The sequence below is a fragment of the Mesorhizobium sp. M7A.F.Ca.CA.003.01.2.1 genome (assembly GCF_003998945.1).
Classification (GTDB): Bacteria; Pseudomonadota; Alphaproteobacteria; order Rhizobiales; family Rhizobiaceae; genus Mesorhizobium; species Mesorhizobium ciceri.
The window spans coordinates 1-5,651 of the sequence record NZ_RZRA01000301.1; the positions used below are offsets into that span (position 1 = coordinate 1).

Sequence of the window (5,651 nt, forward strand, 5' to 3'; positions counted from 1 at the left end):
CCGCGGCGGGATGCTGCGGCCGGGATCGCGGCGCTGAAGGCCGAGAGCATCCGCGCGGTGATGCTGACCGGCGACAACCGCCGCACGGCGCAAGCCATCGCCGCTTCGCTCGGCATCGAGGCGCGAGCGGAGCTGTTGCCCCAGGACAAGCAGCGCATCGTCGGCGAATTGCAGCGCGAGGGTTTCAAGGTCGCCAAGGTCGGTGACGGCATCAACGACGCGCCGGCGCTCGCGGCCGCCGACATTGGCATTGCCATGGGCGGCGGCACCGACGTGGCGCTGGAGACCGCGGACGCGGCGATCCTGCACGGCCGCGTCATGGACGTCGCGCGTATGGTGAAACTGTCGCGGGCGGTGATGGCCAATATCGGCCAGAACATCACCGTGGCGCTGGGGCTGAAGGCGGTGTTCCTGGTCACCACCATTTTGGGCATCACCGGCCTGTGGCCGGCGATCCTGGCCGATACCGGCGCGACCGTGCTGGTCACCGCCAACGCCATGCGCCTGCTGCGCTGGCGCGGGTGAAGCGCTTTTGGTTGATCACGATCTTTTCGGAAAACCGGCGTCCACTTTTCCGGATCGTGATCTACTCGGCTGGGGCTGTCAGCGGCGGCGTGGCGTTGCTGCGCCCTTCCCAGACATAAGAGGCGAGCGCCACTGCCACGGCGACCAGCATGGCGATGGCGCCCAGCAGCGGCAGGCTGCGGTAGCCATAGCCGCTGTTCAGCATCGCGGCGCCCAACGAAGCGGCCAGCGCGATGCCGACATTGAAGCCGGAGGGAATGAGCGACGAGGCGAGGTTGGAAGCATCTGCCGTCCAGGCCAGGATGCGGGTCTGGATCGGCGTGCCGATGGCGAAGTTGAGACCGCCCCAGATGACGATCGCCACAACCATCGGCAGGGGATAGGGGCTGACGGCATAGATCACGCCAAGCGTCACCGCCTGCAGGGCCAGCATGGTGATCAATGACGGCATCAGCTTCCAGTCGGAGAGCTTGCCGCCGAGGAAGACGCCGAGCGTCGCGCCGACGCCGTTGAGCAGCAGCACCCACGGCACCAGGTTCTCGTCGAGACCGGTGACTTCGAGCAGTGTCGGCGTGATGTAGGTGAACAGGCCGAACTGGCCGATCATCAGCATCAGCATCAGGATCAGCGATGTCCAGACCTGCTGGCGGGCCAGCACGCGGACCTCGCGGGCGAAACCGGCGGGCTTGGCCGATGAGCCGGTGGTGCGCGGCAAAAGGGCTGCCATGGCAAGCGTTGCCGCGACACCCAGCGCGCACATCACCCAGAAAGTCGCACGCCAGCCCCAGATGTTGCCGATCGCGGTGCCGGCCGGCACGCCGATGACGTTGGAGACGGTGAGGCCGGACAGGATGACGGCGACAGCCATGCCGCGCTGGTCCTCGCGCACGAGACCGACGGCAACGACCATGGCGACGCCGAAATAGGCGCCATGCGCGACCGCCACGGCAATGCGCAACAGAAGCATCGAGGTGAAATCGGGCGCCAGCGCGCAAGCCGCCTGGCCAATGGTGAAGGCGATGGCTAGGCCGAGCAGCAGGCTCTTGCGCGACAATGACTTGGTGGCGAGCGCCAGCAGCGGGCCGCCGATGGCGATGCCGCCGGCATAGCCGGAGACGAGATAGCCGGCGGAGGGAACCGAGACGCCCAGGCCTTGCGCCACCTGCGGCAGCACGCCGGCAATGACGAATTCGGTGGTGCCGAAGGCAAAGGCGGCGATGAACAGGGCGATGAGCGGAAGCGACATGGGGAAGCCTTAGCTGGAAGCGCCTCAAACCACGGATGGGCTTTGCGGGCAATCCAGAAATTTTTGTCGCGAGTTTAGGTTTTCTTGAATTGGATGCGAGCAGCCGCTTCCCTTCTCCCCAGGGGAGAAGGGAAAGTGGCGCTTCTCAGCTCGCCTTCAACCGCGACCCCGTCAGCAGGCCGCGCTCTTCAAGCACCGGATAGGCCATCGAGGCCAGCAGCGAATTGATCTGTTTCAGGTCGCGGATGGTGTCGAGATGGATCGAGCTGGTTTCGACGCTCTTGGCGGTGCCGTCGCGCAGCCGCACGAAATGGCTGGCGCTGGTTTCCTTTTCGCGGTCGCGCAGCCGGTCCTTTTCCAGCACCAGCTGACGGGCGGTCTCGGGATCGCGCGACACCAGAACGTTGAAGGCAAGCCGCGCATTGGCCAGAACCGAGCCATGGAAGGCGCACAGCTCGGCCCAGCCCTCGTCGGTGAATTCCAGTCCGCGCTCGAACTTCTTCTTCACATGCACCAGCATGTTGCGCACGATGATGTCGCCGACCTGCTCGAGCTTGACGCAGGCGCCGATCAGTTCCTGGCAGCGCAGCGCCTCGTCCTCGGTCAGCGGGTTCCTGGTCAGTTTGGCGAGGTAGAGCTTGATCGCGGCGTGCTTGCGGTCGACGCGGTCGTCGAGTGCGGCCAGCGCCTTGATCTTGTCGGCGTCGGCACTTTCATAGAGTTCGATGATACGCTTGAGCATGATCTCGATCGTCTCGCAGACCCGCACCACCTCGCGGGTGGCATTGGCCAGCGCCTGGCTCGGCACGTCGAGCGCGCTTTCGTTGAGCGCGGACAGCTCGACGACGTCAAGCGAGGCGGCCGGCACGGGCTTGGTGCCAAGTGCGACGATCTTCTCCGAAGCGCGGTAGACGAAGCCTGCCAGCGGCAGGCCGGCGAGCAGGATCAGCACATTGAACAGGATGTGGGCATTGACGATCTGGTCCGCCGCCGTCGAACCGAGAAAGGCGAAGTGCGGCCTGAAGATCATGACCAGGATCAGCATGACCAGCGAGCCAAGCCCGCGCATCAGGAGATTGCCGATCGGCACGACGCGCACCTCGGGGCTCGACGAACGGGTCAGCATCGGCGCGATGATCGAGGAGCCGAGGTTGACGCCAAGGATGAGAACGACGCCAAGTTCGGGCGTGATCAGGCCACGGCCTGCCAGCGTCGCCATCAACAGCACCGCCGCGATGCTCGACTGGAACAGCCAGGTGATCAGTGCCGCCAGCAGATAGGCGGTGATGGAATCGGTCGAGAAGTAGTTGATGATGACCGGCATGAGCTGGCTGTTGCGCAGGGGCTCCGATGCCTGGCCGATCATCTCCAGCGAGAGGATCAGAAGGCCGATGCCGACCAGGATGCGGCCGGACTGGCGCCAGTCGCGCCGCTCGGTGGCCATGAACATGACCGTGCCGGTGATCAGGCACAGCGGCACCAGCAAGGTGAGGTCGAAGGTCAGCAGCTTGACCACCAGCGCCGATCCGATTTCGGCGCCGCGCACTGCCAATTGACCCGCGGCGCCAGAGACGATGCCAGAGCCGGCGAAGGAGCCGACCAGCAGCGTGACGGCGGTGGAGCTCTGCAGGGCGATGGCAAGGCCGGTGCCGGCCAGCACCGCCATGATCGGATTGCGCATGGTGGCGCGGAGGCGATGGCGCAGCACGTCGCCATAGGCGCGTTCAACGCCGGTCTTCACCATGCGGGTGGCAAACAGCATCAGCGCCACGGCGCCGGCCAGATGCAGAAGGACGACGGACCCGCTCATTTCGTCCCCCGCATGCAAACAGGGCGCCCGCCCTGTTTTGCGTGGCGATCAGAAGGAAAAACGAGGGAACGAATCATGTTCATGGCGGTGACTTATAATAGCTCGAATATTTTAGCCGGATAATAAAATCTTGTCGATTTCAAGGGCCGTTGCCGCGCGACAGGCGGTGTCGGAAAATGGACGGACGCGCAAATGGTTGCATTGCTGGGCGGGCGCGAAGCGGCGGATAGGCCGAGTTTGCGGTGCGACTGGCTCCTGCCTTTGCGATCATGTTCAGCTTCCTTGGGTAAATCAAGGAATCCATTACATAATTGTAATGCGTGCGTTCAGTTTCGGTTCATCGATGGGCAGCTACTGCTTCGATATCGACAACCAAGGAGACTTCTCATGAAACGCATCGTCCTTTCCGCACTCGCTTTCTCGATGCTGGCCGCCACGTCGCTCACCGGCCAGGCCGCACCGCTGAATGCGCCGAACGCGCCGCAGTCGAACTACAGCCAGGTCGACTGGCAGAAGCCCGGCCACCACAGCGATGTGAGGAAGCGCGTTTACAAGAAGAAGGTCGTCGTCGTGAAGCGCAACAACTGGCGGCATGGCCAGAAATATTCCGGCTGGAAGCGCCATCAGCCGATCCGCGACTATGGCCGCTACGGCCTGCATCGCCCCGGCCGCGGCCAGGAATGGATCCGCGTCGGCAACGACTATGTGCTGGTCGGCATCCTCTCCGGCGTCATCTTCGGCGCGCTTGCCGCGCATTAATCGGCACCTTGCCGGACATTGAAAAGGGAGGCGGCCCGCTACGGCCGCCTTTCTTTTTGCCTGTGGAAACCGGGTATGGCCCGCATTAAGGGTCGTCGGATTTCGCGGGCGTGATTATATAATCGGGAAACGAGTTCCCCGATGCGCTTTCCACCCGCCTTCCTCGACGAGATACGCGACCGCGTGCCGATTTCATCGGTGATCGGCCAGCGCGTCGCGTGGGACCGCAAGAAGACCAACGCACCGCGCGGCGACTATTGGGCCTGCTGCCCGTTCCATGGCGAGAAGAGCCCTTCCTTCCACTGCGAGGACAAGAAGGGCCGCTACCATTGTTTCGGCTGTTCGGTCTCGGGCGATCATTTCAAGTTCCTCACCGAACTGGACGGGATGAGCTTTCCCGAAGCTGTGGAAAAGATCGCCGACATGGCCGGGGTGCCGATGCCGGTCCGCGATGCGCAGGAGGAGCGGCGCGAAAAGGAACGCGCCAGCCTGACCGACGTCATGGAGATGGCGACCGCCTTCTTCCAGGAACGGCTGCAGGGACCGGAAGGCGCCAAGGCGCGTGCCTATCTGCGCGACCGCGGCCTGACGCCGGCGACGCAGCAATCGTTCCGGCTTGGTTTTGCGCCCGACAGCCGCAATGCGCTGAAGGAGCATCTCGCCGCCAGGGGCGTGCCGAAAGCCGATATCGAGGCCTGCGGACTGGTGCGCCACGGCGACGACATCCCGGTTTCCTATGACTGGTTCCGCGACCGCATCATGTTTCCGATCCCGGATTCCAGGGGGAAGATCATCGCCTTTGGCGGCCGCGCGCTGCAGCCCGATGCGCTGGCCAAATACATGAACTCGCCCGACACCGAGCTCTTCCACAAGGGCAACGTGCTTTATAATTTCGCCCGCGCCCGCAAGGCCTTGGCCAAGGGCGGCACGGTCATCGCCGTCGAAGGCTATATGGATGTCATCGCGCTGGCACAGGCCGGCTTCGAGAATGTCGTGGCGCCGCTCGGCACCGCGCTTACCGAGAACCAGCTCGAGCTGCTGTGGCGCATGGCGCCGGAGCCGATGTTGTGCTTCGACGGCGACAAGGCCGGGTTGAAGGCCGCGTGGCGGGCCGCCGACATGGCGCTGCCGTCGGTGCAGGCCGGCCGCTCGGCGCGTTTCGCGCTGCTGCCGGAAGGCAAGGATCCCGACGATCTGGTCAAGGCCGAAGGACCGGATGCGTTTCGTAGCGTTCTGGCCGAGGCGCGGCCGCTGGTCGATCTTTTATGGATGCGTGAGACGGCGGGCGGCGTCTTCGACACGCCGGAGCGG

Annotated in this window: 5 protein-coding genes; 3 read left to right on the forward strand and 2 right to left on the reverse strand. The window is 64.4% G+C overall.

The features are described from left to right. Window positions 1-525 (forward strand): HAD-IC family P-type ATPase (locus tag EN969_RS14235; protein ID WP_127419194.1); only part of this gene is annotated, 525 nt, incomplete at its 5' end. A 61-nt stretch (window positions 526-586) separates the two neighbouring features. Here the strand turns inward: EN969_RS14235 and EN969_RS14240 are convergent. Beyond that, the gene (locus EN969_RS14240) at window positions 587-1,771 is read right to left on the reverse strand and encodes an MFS transporter (RefSeq protein WP_024505485.1); all 1,185 of its coding nucleotides are present in this window, start codon (window positions 1,769-1,771) and stop codon (window positions 587-589) included. A gap of 145 nt (window positions 1,772-1,916) precedes the next feature. Beyond that, window positions 1,917-3,581, reverse strand: coding sequence for a Na/Pi cotransporter family protein (locus EN969_RS14245; protein WP_013530146.1), 1,665 nt, complete (start codon window positions 3,579-3,581; stop codon window positions 1,917-1,919). Between the two features lie 387 nt (window positions 3,582-3,968). Here EN969_RS14245 and EN969_RS14250 point away from each other — a divergent pair, with 387 nt between their 5' ends. Then, window positions 3,969-4,340 carry an RcnB family protein gene (locus EN969_RS14250; RefSeq protein WP_013530147.1) on the forward strand — a complete coding sequence of 124 codons (372 nt, stop codon included), beginning with the start codon at window positions 3,969-3,971 and terminating at the stop codon, window positions 4,338-4,340. A 141-nt stretch (window positions 4,341-4,481) separates the two neighbouring features. Beyond that, the coding region (dnaG, locus tag EN969_RS14255) for a DNA primase (protein ID WP_127419195.1) at window positions 4,482-5,651 on the forward strand (1,170 nt) is incomplete at its 3' end.

Coding starts and splice junctions, on each gene's coding strand:
- EN969_RS14250 (WP_013530147.1), top strand. CDS start 3,969: ATGAAACGCATCGTCCTTTCCGCACTCGCTTTCTCGATGCTGGCCGCC.
- EN969_RS14240 (WP_024505485.1), bottom strand. CDS start 1,771: ATGTCGCTTCCGCTCATCGCCCTGTTCATCGCCGCCTTTGCCTTCGGC.
- EN969_RS14245 (WP_013530146.1), bottom strand. CDS start 3,581: ATGAGCGGGTCCGTCGTCCTTCTGCATCTGGCCGGCGCCGTGGCGCTG.